This window comes from Methylomonas sp. LW13 (genome assembly GCF_016865255.1).
GTDB lineage: Bacteria > Pseudomonadota > Gammaproteobacteria > Methylococcales > Methylomonadaceae > Methylomonas.
In genome coordinates this window covers 1,538,273-1,554,307 of record NZ_CP033381.1, presented here as the reverse complement: position 1 = coordinate 1,554,307, position 16,035 = coordinate 1,538,273, and the positions used below count along the sequence as shown (strand labels likewise).

The 16,035-nt window shown below is 53.4% G+C and carries 14 protein-coding genes; 10 read left to right on the top strand and 4 right to left on the bottom strand.

Annotation, left to right across the window (positions count from 1 at the left end; translation table 11 throughout):
- Window positions 1–2: 2 nt before the first annotated feature.
- Together JL719_RS06940 and leuS are read right to left on the bottom strand one after the other, a co-directional pair.
- Window positions 3–506 carry an LPS-assembly lipoprotein LptE gene (locus JL719_RS06940; RefSeq protein ID WP_033157977.1) on the bottom strand — a complete coding sequence of 168 codons (504 nt, stop codon included), beginning with the start codon at window positions 504–506 and terminating at the stop codon, window positions 3–5.
- Window positions 507–528: 22 nt separating this feature from the next.
- The gene (gene leuS / locus JL719_RS06935) at window positions 529–3,117 is read right to left on the bottom strand and encodes a leucine--tRNA ligase (protein WP_033157890.1); all 2,589 of its coding nucleotides are present in this window, start codon (window positions 3,115–3,117) and stop codon (window positions 529–531) included.
- 91 nt (window positions 3,118–3,208) lie between these two features.
- On the opposite strand from leuS, the gene JL719_RS06930 reads away from it, so the two are divergent.
- Together JL719_RS06930 and JL719_RS06925 are read left to right on the top strand one after the other, a co-directional pair.
- The gene (locus JL719_RS06930) at window positions 3,209–3,697 is read left to right on the top strand and encodes a zinc ribbon-containing protein (RefSeq protein WP_033157891.1); all 489 of its coding nucleotides are present in this window, start codon (window positions 3,209–3,211) and stop codon (window positions 3,695–3,697) included.
- A 58-nt stretch (window positions 3,698–3,755) separates the two neighbouring features.
- The gene (locus JL719_RS06925) at window positions 3,756–4,529 is read left to right on the top strand and encodes a ParA family protein (RefSeq protein ID WP_033157892.1); all 774 of its coding nucleotides are present in this window, start codon (window positions 3,756–3,758) and stop codon (window positions 4,527–4,529) included.
- Window positions 4,530–4,624: 95 nt separating this feature from the next.
- Here the strand turns inward: JL719_RS06925 and phoU are convergent, their stop codons facing one another.
- Window positions 4,625–5,353, bottom strand: a complete 729-nt coding sequence (gene phoU / locus JL719_RS06920; RefSeq protein ID WP_033157893.1) for a phosphate signaling complex protein PhoU — start codon at window positions 5,351–5,353, stop codon at window positions 4,625–4,627.
- Window positions 5,354–5,425: 72 nt separating this feature from the next.
- On the opposite strand from phoU, the gene JL719_RS06915 reads away from it, so the two are divergent.
- From JL719_RS06915 to JL719_RS06900, 4 genes are all read left to right on the top strand, one after another.
- Entirely contained in the window at window positions 5,426–5,647 is a 222-nt protein-coding gene (locus tag JL719_RS06915) for a hypothetical protein (protein WP_165385932.1), read from the top strand.
- Window positions 5,644–6,438: a UDP-2,3-diacylglucosamine diphosphatase gene (locus JL719_RS06910; RefSeq protein ID WP_033157894.1), complete on the top strand. Its 795-nt coding sequence runs from the start codon at window positions 5,644–5,646 to the stop codon at window positions 6,436–6,438. Before JL719_RS06915 ends, JL719_RS06910 begins: the two co-directional genes overlap by 4 nt.
- A 255-nt stretch (window positions 6,439–6,693) precedes the next feature.
- The gene (locus JL719_RS06905; RefSeq protein WP_033157895.1) at window positions 6,694–9,219 is read left to right on the top strand and encodes an ExeM/NucH family extracellular endonuclease; all 2,526 of its coding nucleotides are present in this window, start codon (window positions 6,694–6,696) and stop codon (window positions 9,217–9,219) included.
- 344 nt (window positions 9,220–9,563) lie between these two features.
- Window positions 9,564–10,082: a hypothetical protein gene (locus JL719_RS06900; RefSeq protein ID WP_033157896.1), complete on the top strand. Its 519-nt coding sequence runs from the start codon at window positions 9,564–9,566 to the stop codon at window positions 10,080–10,082.
- A 431-nt stretch (window positions 10,083–10,513) separates the two neighbouring features.
- Here JL719_RS06900 and JL719_RS06895 read toward each other — a convergent pair whose 3' ends face one another.
- On the bottom strand, window positions 10,514–12,898 hold the full coding sequence (locus JL719_RS06895) for a TonB-dependent siderophore receptor (protein WP_033157897.1): 2,385 nt from the start codon (window positions 12,896–12,898) through the stop codon (window positions 10,514–10,516).
- Between the two features lie 73 nt (window positions 12,899–12,971).
- Here JL719_RS06895 and JL719_RS06890 point away from each other — a divergent pair, with 73 nt between their 5' ends.
- From JL719_RS06890 to JL719_RS06875, 4 genes are all read left to right on the top strand, one after another.
- Complete coding sequence (locus tag JL719_RS06890; RefSeq protein WP_165385931.1) at window positions 12,972–13,145, top strand: hypothetical protein; 174 nt, start codon at window positions 12,972–12,974, stop codon at window positions 13,143–13,145.
- A 325-nt stretch (window positions 13,146–13,470) separates the two neighbouring features.
- A complete protein-coding gene (locus JL719_RS06885) occupies window positions 13,471–13,989 on the top strand; it encodes an RNA polymerase sigma factor (protein ID WP_033157978.1) in 519 nt (172 codons plus the stop codon).
- 73 nt (window positions 13,990–14,062) lie between these two features.
- Complete coding sequence (locus JL719_RS06880; protein ID WP_033157979.1) at window positions 14,063–15,031, top strand: FecR family protein; 969 nt, start codon at window positions 14,063–14,065, stop codon at window positions 15,029–15,031.
- A 284-nt stretch (window positions 15,032–15,315) separates the two neighbouring features.
- Window positions 15,316–16,020 carry an energy transducer TonB gene (locus JL719_RS06875; protein ID WP_129871362.1) on the top strand — a complete coding sequence of 235 codons (705 nt, stop codon included), beginning with the start codon at window positions 15,316–15,318 and terminating at the stop codon, window positions 16,018–16,020.
- Window positions 16,021–16,035 lie beyond the last annotated feature (15 nt).

Below are 16,035 nucleotides of genomic sequence, written 5' to 3'. Positions count from 1 at the left end.
AGCTATTTTTTCTGCGTATCGACGGCGATCCTGGCTCTGGCCAATATCATCCGCGCCACTTGTTTATAGATTTCGTTGCGAATCAATTGTTCTTCGTTGCCTTTCGCCAGTACCGCCGTTTGGTCGTTGAAAAACTCCCGGGAAATTTCGATCACTTGCTCGTCCATCAGCGCATTTTCCTTGCTGTCGAAAAACTGAAAGCGCAGATAATATTCCAGCTCGGACTCACTGGACTTACCGGTTGAACCGATGGTCAGTACCCGGTTACGCATGTCTTCCCTAAGCACCTTGACCACCACGCCGGCATCATTGGGAGAACCCACTATTTTGCCTTTCGAGGCTTTCATGATGGCTTGCAGTTCGCCTTGTAAAGGCACGGAAGCACCAAACACATACATGTTTTTCAGCACTTCCGGCATCTCTATCGAACCGCGCAGATGATATCCGCAGCCAAGCAGCAGCGCCAAAGTTCCAAACAAAACCATTCGGCTCAAGTGATTTATCATTTGCTTCTCGAAAACCCAGCGTTTAAACAACGATATTCACCAGTTTCTGCGGCACCACAATCAGCTTTTTCACCGGTTTACCTTCCAGATAACGCTGCACATTGTCGTCGGCCAGGGCCAAGGCTTCGACTTGCTCCTTGGACGCCGTTGCCGCAACGGATAATTTACCGCGCAGCTTACCGTTCACTTGCACGACCATTTCGATGGCGTCCTGTTGCAATGCGGATTCGTCGATCAGTGGCCAAGCGGCAAGCACGATGTCATCGTTATGCCCCAACTGATTCCACAATGCTTGAGCCGCATGCGGAATAATGGGCGCCAGCATCAAGACGATGGCTTCCAGCACTTCCTGACGGATTGCCCTGCCATTGGCACTATCGTCTTCAAATTTATTCAGCGCGTTGACCAGCTCCATGTTGGCCGCAATCGCGGTATTAAAGGTATGGCGACGGGCCATATCGTCGGTGACTTTTTGCAACGCCTGATGCAACTGGCGGCGCAACACTTTTTGATCATCGCTCAAGGCCGCCTTGTCCAGCGCTTGCTGAGGCAATCCGGCTTCGACATGCAAATAGACTTGCCGCCACAAACGTTTCAGGAAGCGGAATGCACCTTCCACACCGGCGTCATTCCATTCCAACGACTGGTCGGGCGGCGAAGTGAACATGGTGTAGAGACGCACCGTGTCCGCGCCGTATTTGTCGATCAACACCTGCGGATCGACACCGTTGTTTTTCGACTTCGACATTTTTTCGACCGCGCCCACCGTGACCGGTGATCCATCTTCGAGTAACTTGGCACCGATGATCTTGCCCTTGGCGTCACGTTCGACATCGATTTGGGTCAGATTGAAATAGCGTTTGTGGCCGTGATCGTCGATTTGATAGAAGGTTTCGGCGATCACCATGCCTTGCGTCAGCAAGTTTTTGAACGGCTCGTCGCACACCACCAAACCTTCGTCGCGCAACAATTTGGTGAAAAAACGCGCATACAATAAGTGCAAAATCGCATGCTCGATACCGCCGATGTAATGATCGACCGGCAACCAGTAATTGGCGCGTTGGTCCAGCATCGCGCTATCGCAATCCTGGCTGGCATAACGCGCGAAATACCAGGACGACTCCATGAAGGTATCGAAGGTATCGGTCTCGCGGCGGGCCGGTTTGCCGCATTTCGGGCAATCGGTATGCGGAAAAGTAGGATGCGCGGCCAAGGGCGATTGCGAACCGTCCAACACCACGTCGCGCGGTAAGGTCACCGGCAATTGCTCGTCCGGAACGGGGACGGTGCCGCAGTCGCCGCAATAAATCACCGGTATCGGCGCACCCCAGTAACGCTGGCGGGAGACACCCCAGTCGCGCAATCTGAAATTGGTTTTGCGTTCGCCCTTGCCGATACCGGCGAGTTTGGTGGCGATGGCGTCGAAGGCTTGTTTAAAATTCAAGCCATCGAATTCTCCGGAGTTTTTCAACACACCTTTATCGGTAAAGGCTTTTTCGGCAACGCTGTCGTCAGAGCCATCCGCAGCGGCAATCACTTCCTTGATGGCAATACCATATCTCTTAGCGAATTCGTAATCGCGCTGATCGTGTGCAGGCACGGACATGACCGCGCCAGTGCCGTAATTCATCAACACGAAGTTGGCGATCCATACCGGTACGGATTCGCCGGTCAAAGGATGAATGGCGTGAAAACCGGAAGCGATACCGCGCTTTTCCATGGTTTCCATCGCCGCTTCGGAGGTTTCCATCTGCTTGCAGGATTCTATGAAGGCGGCGATGTCGGCATTGGCTTGGGCGGCTTTCAAGGCCAAGGGATGTTCGGCGGCGACGGCGACGTAAGTCACGCCCATCACGGTGTCGGGGCGGGTGGTATAGATACGGATCGGCGCTTCAAAACCATCGACCGCAAAGTCCATTTCCACGCCTTCGGAACGGCCGATCCAGTTGGCTTGCATGGTACGGACCTGTTCCGGCCAACCGGGAAGTTTGTCCAGCGAGGTCAGCAACTCGTCGGCATAAGCGGTGATTTTTAAAAACCACTGCGAAATTTCTTTTTTCTCGACCTGCGTATCGCAACGCCAGCAGCAACCGTCGATGACTTGTTCGTTGGCCAGCACGGTTTGGTCGTGCGGACACCAATTGACTGGCGCGGTTTTTTTATAAACCAGACCTTTTTCCAGCAAGCGGATGAAAAACCATTGCTCCCAACGGTAATAACTCGGATCGCAGGTCGCCAGTTCGCGGCTCCAGTCGTAACCAAAACCCAGACGTTTCAACTGGTCACGCATGTAATCGATATTCGAATAGGTCCAGTCGGCCGGGTGCACCTTGTTTTGCATAGCCGCATTCTCGGCCGGCAAACCAAAGGCGTCCCACCCCATCGGTTGCAACACATGCTTGCCCTGCATCCTTTGAAAACGGCTGATCACGTCGCCAATAGTGTAGTTGCGGACGTGGCCCATGTGCAGCTTGCCGCTGGGATAAGGAAACATCGACAGGCAATAGTATTTTTCTTTGCCGGTGTCTTCAGAAGCGGTAAACACTCCGGATTTTTCCCAGTCGGCCTGTACTTTTTGCTCTATTTCCGACGGCTTGTAATGCTCTTCCATCCTATTCGTCTTTTGCTGTAAAAAGGCGCTAGAATACCTTAGAGACGCTTAAAGCTAAAGCGTGAAAATTAAAACAACACAAGGAGCAGCCATGGGCGAAAACAAACTGATCAAAGCGTATGACGATCTGATGGGCCATCTTTACGAAGCCCTGGACGATACCTTACACACCGTCGCCGACGCATTGGAAATAGCCAAGGAAAAAACCAGCGCGCTGGGCGGCCACACGCAAGAAGAAATCAATAAAATCGCCGACTATGTGATGCGCGATGTAGAACACGTCGCCACCGCGCCGTCGCAACAAAACGACAGCAATTCGTTGTCCGAATGGTTGAAGTTTGACATCGATTTGATCGAAAACTTTGCCCTGGATGCCTTCATGGACATCGCCGACAAAACCAAGGTCAAGCTGGCCGCGTTGGAGATGGAAGCCAAGCTCTATCATCCTTATAAAAGCGGTGAGGTAGCCGGCCCCGGCACTTTTGTCTGCGATGCCTGCGGTAAACAAATCGCCTTCAAATCCACCAGCGTGATACCGGCCTGCCCGGAATGCAAGGGCGGCAGTTTCTCGCGCGTTTGATATTGCAGGCTTTAACCTTATAATGCGGGCTTTTATTTTTTAGCAATCGAGGGCGATTATGCGCAGGGTGATCTTCAATCAGAAAGGCGGCGTGGGTAAATCTACCATTACCTGTAACCTAGCAGCCATCAGCGCCGTAGAGGGTAAAAAAACCCTGGTGATCGATCTCGATGTGCAAGGCAATTCCACCCAGTATTTGCTGGGCAATAAAGTCGCCGATTCCGACAAGACCATCGCCCATTTTTTCAAAGACAGCCTGGGATTGGGCTTATTCGGCGGCGGGAAGGAAGGCTTGGACGGTCTGATTCATGAAACCCCCTTCCCCAACCTTTTCGTATTGCCATCTCATAGCGATTTGGAAGGTTTGCAAAGCCGGTTGGAATCGCGGCATAAAATCTACAAATTAAAAGAAGCGTTGGAAAAACTGGAAGGCTTCGAGCAAATCTATATCGACACCCCGCCGATTTTAAATTTTTATAGCCTATCAGCGTTAATCGCCGCCGAAAAATGCCTGATTCCGTTCGACTGCGACACCTTCGCTCGTGAAGCCCTGTACACATTGATGCGCGCCATCGCCGAAGTCAAAGCCGATCATAACGACAGACTGGAAGTGGAAGGCGTCATCGTCAACCAATATCAAAAGCAGGCCAACCTGCCGCGGCAGTTGGTGGAAGACCTGATCGCCGAGGGTTTGCCGGTCCTGGAGACCAAAATCTCCACCTCGGTGAAAGTCCGCGAATCGCATAGCGACGCCCAGCCTTTGATCCACTACGCGCCAACCCACAAATTGACCGAAGAATACCGGGCCTTGCATTTGGAAATCCACAAATAACGGTTTGGCATTTACCCACATTAAAAAGCCGGCAATGCCGGCTTTTTTGTTTTTAACTGACGGCAAATACCGAAGAGGCAGCCGCGCGCAAATGCTTAACCAGCAAGACTCGCCTGAGTCGCCAGCCCACCATGCCGCACATCGATACCGTCCAACATAAAAATGGCGTGCTCGGCAATGTTCCGGCAATGCTCGCCGCAACGCTCCATGGCTTTCATCATTTGCATCACATCCAAGGCTCTGCGAATCATTCGGGCGTCGTGCAATACCAAAGTCAATTGGTGCTTGATACCCTCCTGCAATTCCGACTCGCAATCCCTATCGCATTCCAACAAGGCGTATGCCTGCTTGGTATCCCGGCTTTCGAAAACCACCATCAACTTGTCCAAAATCAGCTTGATTAAACCGCCGATTTTCACGATGTCAGCCAACAGCTTTTGATTGGGGTCGCTGGTGTTCGGGTCGAACAACACCGTAATCAGTTTGGCGAACTCGACAATCTCAACACCGATTTTTTCCAGCTCTACGGCGATTTTCGACGTCGATAACACATAGCGCAGATCGTTTGCCACCGGACTATGCCGGGCAATGATGTTCAATACCTCGCCGTCAATCTTGCTTTCGAAGCGCTTGACCTTCTTATGCCGTGATACGACTTTTTGCGCCAGTTCGGCATCGCCGTAGTCCAGTGCCTGCATCGCCTGTTCCAATTGGTAAACCAAAAGGTCCGTCATATCCAGCATCAAACTGTGCATATGCCCTAAATCGGTGTCATACGCATGCAAGGTATGCACATTATTGGGAGTGTCTGTTTGCTTCGTCATCGGCAGTTCTCTTGCTTGTTTGGCCAGGGTCTCGGTAATAAGCGAACCTTAGAACAAGCAGATTACAAGAATGTGACACAACCCGATAGACACGCAAAACCCGGCGCGTTAGCCATTGTTTTTAAACAACATATTTATAGAGCCGACGATCTAAAGTCTGCACAAAACGCCAAAAATAATCCGTTGCCCGCATTACTCGGCAAAGAAGCGACAAGCCTGCTCTGTCATGCTGCTGTCATAAATGCAGACAAAAATAGCCCTCGTCCGATACCAATATTTGGCGTTTGCTTATGAATACCTCTTTCTATCGCACCATCTGGATTTCCGACCTACACATTGGCTCGACCCAATGCCAGGCCGATGCCCTGCTGGATTTTTTAAAACATAACGACAGCGAAAAACTCTATCTGGTCGGCGACATCATTGACTTTTGGGCCTTGTCCAAAAAAATGTACTGGCCGCGTGATCACAACACCATCATTCAAAAAATCCTGCGTAAAGCCAGACACGGCACGCAAATTATCTACGTCCCCGGCAACCACGACGAAAACGTCCGCGATTACGACGATTACGTGTTCGGCGACATCGTCGTCAAAAACTCGGATATTCACACCACGGTAAACGGCAAACGCTTCCTGATCGTCCACGGCGACGAATACGATACCATCGCCAAACACCACCAATGGCTGGCAAAAATCGGCAGCCTGGGTTACGACTGGCTGATCGAAATCAACCGCTTCCTGCGCTTGTTCAGACGCCTATTCGGCAGGCAATCGCATTTCTCCTTGGCGGCGTTTGTGAAATTCAAAGTCAAGAATGTGGTGCAATTTATTTCCGATTACGAAGAAAGCATTGTCCGCACCCTGAAAAACGAAGGCCTGGACGGCGTGATTTGCGGGCACATTCATCATGCCGAAATCAAGGAAATAGAAGGCTTCTTATACGTCAATACCGGCGATTTCGTGGAGAGTTGCACGGCCATTGTCGAACATCAAGACGGCAGACTGGAGTTAATCCGCTGGCTGGCCCAGGAAGCGCCGCAATTGACGCAGCAGCACGATGGAGAATTGCCGCATCCTGGCTAACTCCAAAGCTTGCCGGAACCGGCCTACTTAGCTTTGTATTACATGTCACAAAAACTTCGCCAAACCGTCACGGTTTCTTAACCCTCCTCCAAGCGTAATCCCGGAAAATGTGAGCGGGCTTGCAGAATTTTGGGAAGTCACCCAATGACGCGCTCGTCGCCTATCCCCTTAGGCCGGCGAGTGCGTCTCTCTGCGAGTCAGCTCAGGCTCATCCAAGCCTGCTTACTGATTTTTAAGCACAGAGACCATCCGACCATGATCGCAAAGCACATCCGCAGCTACCCGCTGCTGGCCGCAGTGAGCGCCCTCAGCTGCTTCGGCAACGCCCAGGCAGCCACGCCGGTATTTATCAACGAAATTCACTACGACAATGCCGGCACCGATAGCGGCGAGGCCATCGAAATCGCCGGCCCGGCCGGCACCAACCTCAGCGGCTGGTCGTTGGTGCTTTATAACGGCAACGGTGGCGCCAGCTATAACAGCAAAGCCTTAAGCGGCGTAATAGCCGATCAAACCGGCACCGGCTTCGGCACGCTGAGCTTCAGCTATCCGGCAGACGGCATACAAAACGGTGGGCCAGACGGCATTGCCTTGGTCAACGGCAGCACGGTGGTGCAGTTTTTAAGTTACGAGCCCTCACCTTTTACAGCGGTAGGCGGCCCGGCCAACGGCATGACCAGCTTGGATATTGGCGTAGCGGAAACTAACTCAACTCCCGTCGGCCAATCCTTACAACTGAAAGGCACCGGCAACAGCTACGAAAACTTTACCTGGAACGCCCCAGCCACAAATTCATTTGGCGCGGTCAACAACAGCCAAAACTTCGGCGGCGTCACCCCGCCTCCCCCGGTATCCCAATGCGGCCAAGCGGCAACCCTAATCAGCGCCATCCAAGGCAGCAGCGGCGTCAGTCCGTTGAGCGGCAGCGTGCAACATGTTGAAGCCGTGGTCAGCGCCGACTTCCAAGGCAGCGGTAATTTGAACGGCTTTTTCGTGCAGCAAATCGATGGTGCCGACGCCAATCCGGCTACGTCCGAAGGCTTGTTCGTCGCCTCCAGCTTGCCGGTCAATGTCGGCGATAAAATCCACATCGTCGGCACCGTCACCGAAACCTTCAATATGACCCGCCTGGAAAGCGTCAGCTCAGTGGACATTTGCGCCACCGGTAACGCCTTACCGACAGCGGTTGAAGTAAATTTACCCTTCGACAACGCCGACAATAACGCTGAACGCTGGGAAGGCATGTTGATCCGTCTGCCGCAAACCCTGACGGTCAGCGAAAACTTCAATCTAGGCCGCTTCGGTGAATTTTTACTCTCGTCCGGCGGCCGCTTGATGACGCCTACCCAGGTCGCCATGCCCGGCCAAGCCGCTATCGATGCTGCCGCGCAAAATAGCTTGAATCAGCTCACCGTAGACGATGGCTCAAACATCCAAAACCCAGACCCGGTAATTTATCCGCAACCGACCGGTCTCAGCGCCGCCACGCCTTTACGTAGTGGCGATGCGGTGGTGGGCGCTACCGGCGTGTTGGCTTACGATTTTGGCGTGTACCGCCTGCAACCGACTCAGCCGCTAACCTTTGTCGCCGACAATTCCCGCGGCCCGGTTCCGGCCCTGTCCGCCTTGGGCTCGTTAAAAGTCGCCAGCTTCAACGTGTTGAATTACTTCAACGGTAACGGTGTCGGCGGCGGTTTCCCAACCGCTCGCGGCGCTAATACCCTGGTCGAATTCAACCGCCAGCGCGACAAAATCATTCCGGCCATCCATGCCTTAAATGCCGATGTGGTAGGTTTGATGGAAATCGAAAACGACGGCTACGGCAGCAGCAGCGCCATCGCCGATCTGGTGAATGGTTTGAATCAACTGGCCGGCGCCGGCACGTATGCCTATATCAATCCGGGCTTGAGCAAAGTCGGCACCGATGAGATCGCGGTTGGCATCATCTACAAACCGGCTAAAATCACGCCGGTTGGCGCGGTGGCAATATTGGATTCTTCGGTAAACCCCTTATTTATCGACACCAAAAACCGCCCTGCCCTGGCCCAAACTTTCTTGGATAAGGCTTCCAACAAGTTGCTGACCGTGGCAGTCAACCATCTTAAATCCAAAGGTTCGGCTTGCGACGATGTCAATGATCCCGACACCGGCGACGGCCAAGGCAATTGCAACCAAACCCGCACCAATGCTGCGCAAGCCCTGGCCACCTGGTTGGCTGGCGATCCTACCCACAACGGCGCCAACAATGCCCTGATCATCGGTGACCTGAACAGCTATGCCCAGGAAGACCCGATCACAGCCTTGAAAAACGCCGGTTACCAGAACCTGCTGGAAACTTTCGTCGGCAATCAGGCCGCTTACAGTTACGTATTCGATGGCGCGGCCGGTTATCTGGATCATGGCCTAGCGAATGCCGCACTCGCGCCGCAAGTTAAAAGTGCCGGCGAATGGCATATCAACGCCGACGAACCACGCTCTCTGGATTACAACACCGAGTTCAAAACAGCCAATCAAATCAGCAGCTTCTACGCGGCCGATGCTTATCGCTCATCCGACCACGACCCACTGTTAATCAAATTGTTCGTGCCGGGCGACCTGGATAACGACGGCGATGTCGATGGTAGCGACGCCAATTTGATCAAGGCTCAAGTTGGTAAATGCAGCGGCAAAATAGGTTTTAACCGGGAAGCGGATTATGACGCGACCGGCTGTGTCAGCATGGCTGACTACCGGACTTGGTACGGCTATTTCAATAACTACACGGCGAACAGCAAGCCGTAACGGCCGCGAACATCGCCGATTAATTTTTATTTGTTAAAGAAGGTTTTATGAAAAATATGATATGGCGTCATTGCCTGATACTTGCGTTGGCATTTTGGTCTGGTGTCAACCAAGCGAGTACGCTCAGCACATCCGGCGATATTCAAATTAATCCGGGCGGCAATATAGAACTCCAAACGGGTCAAACCCCAGGAAATCTGCAAGCTAAACAACCACCACTTATTACAGGGGGTGACATTCAAATTGTGCCTCGAGGTAGTATTGCAAGCCCAGCGGGACCAACGCCAACCAATTCGGGATCAATTTCACCGTTAACCCTTGTCTCTCCTACTGAACCCACATTTTTGGCGCTACAGCAGACCTCAGGCTTTACCCATATTGGCGATCATTTTGATGTTGAAGTGCTGGCTTTCGCGCCTTTGGCTAACGCCAGCCCGGACGAACTGGTGTTGGGCTTTGGTTTCAACACGCTATTAGGCGGCACGGGCGCTGCGCAGTTTTTGGGTAGCAGCATTAACCCGTTGTTCACCGACGTTTCAACACAGGATGGCGTGAATTTAGCCGCTGCCGGCCTGGCCTTTCCGGGCTTGAGTGCAAATGACGTGGGCTCGTTCATTTCTCTGGCGGTTTTGCATTTTCAGGCCGTCGCGTCAGGTGACTTGAATATCGCGATCACCAGCGATTTGCATGATCTCAACCAAGGTTTGATCTTTTTGAATCAAGGGCCGCTGGCGATCAATGCCAGCGTCGGCTTCAACATCACGGCTGTGCCGTTACCGCCCTCTTTGTTGCTGTTTGGGAGTGGCTTGGTGGTAGGTTTTGGGGGGATTCGGAAGCGCGCGGCATATCTGCATCGCCCCTGACGGACTATTCTCGCCAAATACCCACGGGGCACAAGAGCTGCGATGCTCGGCGCGGAATAACGGGAGAAAACCACTACCAAAATCAAGAGAAAACAAAACGCAGGGTGAGCAACGGTTCTCTGCAAACCGATTATCGGTATAGGCTTATGCCAGGTAATGACAAAAACCGTGCCCGCCCGGCATATTGGCTATTGGTGCGGGCGGTTTTGTAGGTCGTTGCCGGCAGGATCGGAACGTTCTTTTGTTTTTGAGGTTCCGTGCAGCGAGTCGGAAAGAGCCACGTCCAAAGAAAACCGCGTAGGTGCGATTAGCGAAGCGTAATCGCACGTATTTGGGCACAAGTTTCAGGATTGCATGCGTCCGATTACGCTGCGCTAATCGGACGAGCTGTAACGCACAGGAACGAGCCCAAAGATATGCGGCCTCCTGGCTTAAAACTCCACCTTTACCGATCCCAGCAGCGTTCTTGGCGTACCGATATTAACCCGCGAGTTCGGCCCCAGACCCGGAATCACGTCTTGCAGATAATTTTTGTCCAACAGATTGTTTACATTCAGCTGGAAAGTGACTTTGGATTGGCTGACTTTCAAATTGTAGGCAGTCATTAAATCAACCGTAATAAACCCCGGCACATTATAGGTATTCGGCACATTGGTAGAGGCATCGCGCATTGTGATGCCGCCGCCGACTTTAAACCCTTTCAATGACTCCTGTTGAAAGTCGTAAGTATTCCAAAACGTGCCGACGTTTCTGGGGATCGCGAACATCCGCCGACCTTCTCGGCCGTCGTTGTCTTTGGTAACGCGGGTGTCCAGATTGGCGTAGGTGGCGATCATATTCCAGCCCGGTAGGATTTCGCCTTTAATGTCCAACTCCGGTCCGCGGCTACGCACCTCTCCGACCGCGATGGAATACAAGGGATTGTTGGGGTCGGTGGTGGCTACGTTTTGTTTGGTCAAATCGAAATAGGCCAGCGTGGCGCTGAGCCGGCCGTCGAAAAACTCGCTCTTGGCGCCCAATTCCCATTGCTGCGCGCTCTCGGGCGGCAGCGGCTTGCCGCCCTGGCCCAAACCATTGGTGGCGCCAAAGTTTTCGACATAATTGCCGTAAAGGCTCAACCAATCTTGGGCTTGCCACAATACCCCGACGCGCGGTGTCACCGCGTCCGCGGAAAGCTTGGATTGCGCCACTTTATCGGCCTGATCTACGACCTGGTAACGCAAACCGCCCATCACGTGAATCCCGTGCGGCAACTGAATCTGATCCTGGGCGTACAAGCCGTAGAACTCGGTGTCGGTGTCGTAGCGGTCAAATCCGGTCGGAAAGCTATAGCCGGTGTGGATAGGATTATAGATGTCGATGCCGGTCGCGGGATCGCCGTAATAATATTGGCCTGTCGAACGGTTGTTGTAATAATCGCCGCCGACCAGCAATGTGTGCTTTAGCCCAAAGGTATTGAAGTGGCCGGTTAAGTCCAGCGTGGTGTAATAGGTGTTAATGTCGGCCGGGTTAGCAACCACGATTCGATTGAGCTGGCTACCCGTCAGTCCATCTCCCAGCATCGCTACGCTGTTCGGCGTATCCCGGCGCTCGGTGGCGAAGCGATGGCTGATGCTCCAATTGTCGTTAAATTGATGCGACCAATTGAAGCCCAACAAAATGTCGTCGTGATTCTCTGGGGTCTTTTCCATTAAATTGCGCCCGCGCGGCATATCGATAAACCGGCCGTCTACGTAAGGCCAAACCATGGTGTCGTTGACCAAATTGTCGTGTTTGTATTCCATCTCGAAGGTAATTTGCGTTCGAGCGCTGATGTTCCACTTCAGCACCGGCGCCAGAAAGATGCGTTCGCTATCGACCAACTCGCGGTAAGAGCCGCTGTTTTCGTAAGACGCATTCATCCGGTACAACAAGGTATCGTCGTTCGTCAGCGGACCGGTGGCATCCATTGTGGTGCGGTAAAGATCGAACGAACCGAACTGCTGCTGTAAGGCGTAATAAGGGGTATTTAGCGGCTGCTTGGTCACCACGTTGACCATGCCGCCCGGCTCCATCCGCCCGTAAAGAATAGAGGCCGGGCCTTTTACTACCTCAACCCGTTCGACATTGGCCATCTGCCGCTTGCCCCAAGAACTGAACTCGGAGTCGTAGCGGAAGCCGTTGCGAAATAGCGCCGAACTGCGAAAGCCGCGCAGATAGAGATCTTCGGACAGGCCCCCGGAACCCGCGCCCAGGGTTACGCCGCTGACATTTTTTAACGCGGTTTCTATTGTAATCGCTTGCTGATCGTTCAATACTGCTTTCGGCACGATTTGAATATTCACCGGCGTTTCCATCAATGGCGTATCGGTTTTGGTGGCCGTCGCGGAATCGCGCAGCGCATAGTCCTTGTTATACGGATCGTTGGCGTCATAAGCCGCCCTCCCCAGCACCGTTACTGCCGGCATCGTAGCCGCCGACTGTGGCTCGCTGTTATTGACCACCGGCTTAGCTTCGATAATCGCCGTACCGTTGCCCACCAAGCGATAACCCAACCCGCTGTCCTTCAGTAATTTGCTCAGCCCTTGTTCGACGGTGACTGTTTCATGTAAGGCCGGCGCGCTAAGACCGCGGGTCAACTCGGCGTTGAATACCAGTTTTAGATTGGCCTGGTCGGCGAAAGCCGTCAGCGCTTCGGTCAAACCGCCGGCAGTAATGGCATAAGTCCGTGCTTCCTGTTGCATGGGCTCGGCGTAGGCCGTATAGCTGGCAATGCTCAGCGCCAGGGCTGTCACGGCGAATGGCGCACTTAAGGGCGCGAATGCGGGTGTCCTCATAAAATCTCCTGATTGCGTGAATGACTGCGCCGATAGCCGGCGTTACTCTTCACAACGTTTCAGGGAAGAAATCATGAACACTACCTTAAAAATTTTTCAACATATGGCCGGTATTGCCGAAGGGCACGCCAGCCTGAGTTTCGACGAGCTCAGCCTTTATGCCCCTGAGGGTACGAACGGAATACCGGTAATAAATAGGGCCGGGGAGATTTTCGGAATAAATGCTCGCCGATCCACTTTCCTCTGATGCTTTGAAAAACAACGAGGAGCGTCTTCAGTCCATTGGGTAGAGCAATATTGGACTGCTTGCAGTGTGTCATATCACGCCTTATACGGCATTTCACACAGCTCTGTTAATGCAAATCCAGGCCAACATAGGCATTTGACGTATCCCGGCGGCGGTCAAATGTTGGATTTTTGAAGACGCTAAAGCCGCATTAATAGCGCCTATCACGGCCGTTGCTGCCCGGCAGCGTGCCTAAATTGATACGAAATAAAGGCCATTGGCGCCGATTTTGCTTCGTCAAACGTCTTGATAGATAACCCACTTGTATCGCTTTCAAAAACGACTGATGACTGCTGTTTCGGACACACTGGATCATTTCTTTCGGGAAAATCGGGACGATTTAATCGGTTTTTTTCTGCGCCGCCTGCATTGTCCCGATACCGCCAAGGATTTGGCCCAAGAAACCTTTGTGCGGCTATTGTTCTCCGAACAGCGGACGCCGACTCAGGATAGGCGGGCGTTGGCGTTTTTTATCGCCGGCAATTTGGTGGTCGATCATATCCGCAAGGAATCGGTACGCGCCCGTTATGCGCCAAGCCAGGAGATACCGGCCGAACTACTGGAGGCGGTTGCCGGCAATGATCCGGACGCCGAAAAACAGTTAATGGCCTGGCAGGATCTGGATACGGTCAATACGGCCCTGAATGAATTGCCGGAAGAGTGCCGGGCGGCGTTTTACTTAAGCGCCATCGAAGGCCTGACTTACGCGCAAATTGGCGAATGTTTGGGCGTGTCCGAACGGGCCATCGCCAAACGCATTGCCAAAACTTTGAAGCATTGCCGTGACCGTCGCGAGCAACACTGAATTGGCCTGCGGTTTATTTTCCGGCAACATTGTTTTATCGTTTGCCCACTCCTTCCCCGCTTCAGCAGCCTTGATGAACACCGACCCCGACAACTCCAATGAAAGCTTGGCCGACCAGGCGATAGACTGGCTGGTGCTGATGCGTTCCGGTTCGGTTACAGACGCCGCACGCCACCAATTCGAGGCCTGGTATGGTCAAGACGACGCCAACCGGCAAGCCTACGCCGAGGCCGAAGCGCTGTGGGGTTCGGTCGCGCAAGCCGTTAAAACCACACCGCCCGCCAATTTCCAGCCAAAGCAAATTCATGCCGTTCCGCGTTTGCCGCGGCGAGCCGGTTTGGCGCTAGCCGCTTCGCTGGTGTTGGGGTTGTTGCTAGGCCGGGATAGGCTGCACGATTGGTTGTTCAGCGATTACGCAACCGCCGTTGGCGAGCAAAAACAGATTCAATTGGCCGACGGCAGCCGCGTGTTGCTGAATACCGATACCGCGTTGGACATAGACTGGTCGGCGGACAAACGGCGCGTGGTATTGCTCAGAGGCCAAGCCGAGTTCAAGGTTACCAGCGATGCCAATAGACCCTTTGAAGTGGTGGCCGGCGATACGGCGGTTAGGGCCTTGGGGACGGTGTTTGATGTGGCGCGCCCTGGCGCCGATAAGGTCGAAGTCAATGTTACCGAGCATGCGGTAGCCGTGCGCTTGACCGATCAAGCCGATGTCGCCGCGATACGGGTGGAGGAAGGCCAGCGATTGACGTATTCCGCTGGTGGTGGGTTGGATAAACCGGCACCAGCCAATCTCAACCAGTTAAATGCCTGGAAACGCGGCAAGTTGATTTTTCACGATCAGGCGCTGGCCGACGTGGTGGCAGAGTTAAACCGCTATTCCAAAGCCAAAATCATTCTGAACGGGGAGGATGTCAAGCAATTGCGAGTTAGCGGGGTATTTCCAACCGACGGTCTGGCGATGCTGGATGCCTTGCAAAAATCTTTGGCACTGCGTCAGACCGCATTGGGGCCGTGGCTGGTGATTTTGCATTCTTGATGCGAAAACAGAATCGGCCGGGCCGTATAAGGAACCGCCGCTGCGGCAATTGGCCGCATTCCTGGCGGCAAGGCTTTTGTCATAATTAATTGAAAATCGTCTTAACTTGGCGAATTTAGTTGTTTGGAAGAATCACGCCAGCTCAGAGACGCCGCCGCATGTTTAACCGCCAATCCTAAAAACCCGTGCCATTTATTAGAGCGAATCGAATCGGACTTGTTATTGCTCAAAATCCGGCAGCATCTTTTCTTGATGCATCCGTCGGCGTCGAAGCCGGCCGCGCGGTGTCGCTAAAACCAACCCGCAACAAAGAACGTTCGCGCAACATCGCCGTGCTATTTTTGATGTTAGTTACCGTTATGTTGCTGCACTTGGCCGGGGTCAGCTGCTTCTTGTGCCCCGACCTGCCGGAGGCAAAAGCCAGTCCGCTTAAAATGGAAGTGTCGACAATCACGGTTCCGGCCAGCAAGCCAAGCCTTGAGCGAACCCAACCACCGCCGCCCAGCGTTGCCCAACCCAAACCTAAAAAGCCGCAACTCAAACCCCGGTTGAAAAAAGTGACGCCGCAGGCGCCGCCGTCCGATTTTTCAATGCAGGAACAAGTTTTTGATCAACAGCCTCGGCCGGTCGACGATGCCACTCAGCCGGCGATTGCCGAGAAAGTAAGCGCCAACAATCCAAGTCCGACGTTTACCGAGGCATATCTGAATGCCGCTTACCAACACAATCCCAAGCCGGAGTACCCCGGTATCGCCCGCAGCCGAGGCTGGCAGGGCAAAGTGGTTTTGCGCGTGGAAGTCAGCGAGGATGGCCAGGTAGTGGGCGTTGCCGTCGAACAAAGCTGTGACCACGAAGCGCTGGACGAATCCGCGGTCGAAGCCGTCAAGCAATGGCGCTTCGTACCGGCCAAACGCGCTGAAATCAATGTCGCCAGCGCGGTATTGGTGCCAATCATTTTTACGCTGCAAGACCAAGCGCCGGCTTTTTAGATTTTCCGCCAGTAT

Excerpts from the sequence above, each read along its gene's own strand:
- JL719_RS06940 (WP_033157977.1), bottom strand. The coding sequence starts at position 506 with ATGATAAATCACTTGAGCCGAATGGTTTTGTTTGGAACTTTGGCGCTG.
- leuS (WP_033157890.1), bottom strand. The coding sequence starts at position 3,117 with ATGGAAGAGCATTACAAGCCGTCGGAAATAGAGCAAAAAGTACAGGCC.
- JL719_RS06930 (WP_033157891.1), top strand. The coding sequence starts at position 3,209 with ATGGGCGAAAACAAACTGATCAAAGCGTATGACGATCTGATGGGCCAT.
- JL719_RS06925 (WP_033157892.1), top strand. The coding sequence starts at position 3,756 with ATGCGCAGGGTGATCTTCAATCAGAAAGGCGGCGTGGGTAAATCTACC.
- phoU (WP_033157893.1), bottom strand. The coding sequence starts at position 5,353 with ATGACGAAGCAAACAGACACTCCCAATAATGTGCATACCTTGCATGCG.
- JL719_RS06910 (WP_033157894.1), top strand. The coding sequence starts at position 5,644 with ATGAATACCTCTTTCTATCGCACCATCTGGATTTCCGACCTACACATT.
- JL719_RS06905 (WP_033157895.1), top strand. The coding sequence starts at position 6,694 with ATGATCGCAAAGCACATCCGCAGCTACCCGCTGCTGGCCGCAGTGAGC.
- JL719_RS06895 (WP_033157897.1), bottom strand. The coding sequence starts at position 12,898 with ATGAGGACACCCGCATTCGCGCCCTTAAGTGCGCCATTCGCCGTGACA.
- JL719_RS06890 (WP_165385931.1), top strand. The coding sequence starts at position 12,972 with ATGAACACTACCTTAAAAATTTTTCAACATATGGCCGGTATTGCCGAA.
- JL719_RS06885 (WP_033157978.1), top strand. The coding sequence starts at position 13,471 with ATGACTGCTGTTTCGGACACACTGGATCATTTCTTTCGGGAAAATCGG.
- JL719_RS06880 (WP_033157979.1), top strand. The coding sequence starts at position 14,063 with ATGAACACCGACCCCGACAACTCCAATGAAAGCTTGGCCGACCAGGCG.